The sequence below is a fragment of the Streptomyces sp. NBC_01551 genome (genome assembly GCF_026339935.1).
Taxonomy (GTDB): Bacteria; Actinomycetota; Actinomycetes; order Streptomycetales; family Streptomycetaceae; genus Streptomyces.
Map to the genome: position 1 here is coordinate 1 of NZ_JAPEPX010000027.1, position 574 is coordinate 574.

1 protein-coding gene is annotated in these 574 nt (G+C 74.7%); it reads right to left on the reverse strand.

The features are described from left to right. Window positions 1–574, reverse strand: a 574-nt coding sequence (locus OG982_RS30915; RefSeq protein WP_266950292.1) for a polyketide synthase, incomplete at both ends; no start/stop codon positions are given.

Here is a 574-nt window from a genome sequence, read left to right on the forward strand (position 1 = left end):
GACGCGCTGCTGGGAGGGGCCGTTGGGGGCGGTGAGCCCGTTGCTGGCGCCGTCCTGGTTGACGGCGGAGCCCCGGACCACGGCCAGGACCTGGTGGCCGTTGCGGCGGGCGTCGGAGAGCCGCTCCAGCAGGAGCATGCCCGCGCCCTCGCCCCAGCCGGTGCCGTCGGCGGCGGCCGCGAAGGACTTGCAGCGGCCGTCGGCGGCGAGACCGCGCTGGCGGCTGAACTCGATGAAGGTGCCCGGCGTGAACATCACGGTCACACCGCCGGCCAGGGCGAGGTCGCACTCGCCGTTGCGCAGGGCCTGCGCCGCGAGGTGCAGGGCGACCAGCGAGGAGGAGCAGGCCGTGTCGACGGTGACCGCCGGGCCCTCCAGGCCGAAGGTGTAGGCGACGCGGCCCGAGACGATGCTGCTGGAGCTGCCCGTGCCGAGGTATCCCTCGACTCCGTCGGGGACGGCGTGCAGGCGCGCCCCGTAGTCGTGGTACATGACGCCGGCGAAGACGCCCGTACGGCTGCCGCGCACCGAGGACGGGGCGACGCCGGCCCGTTCGAAGACCTCCCAGGTGGTC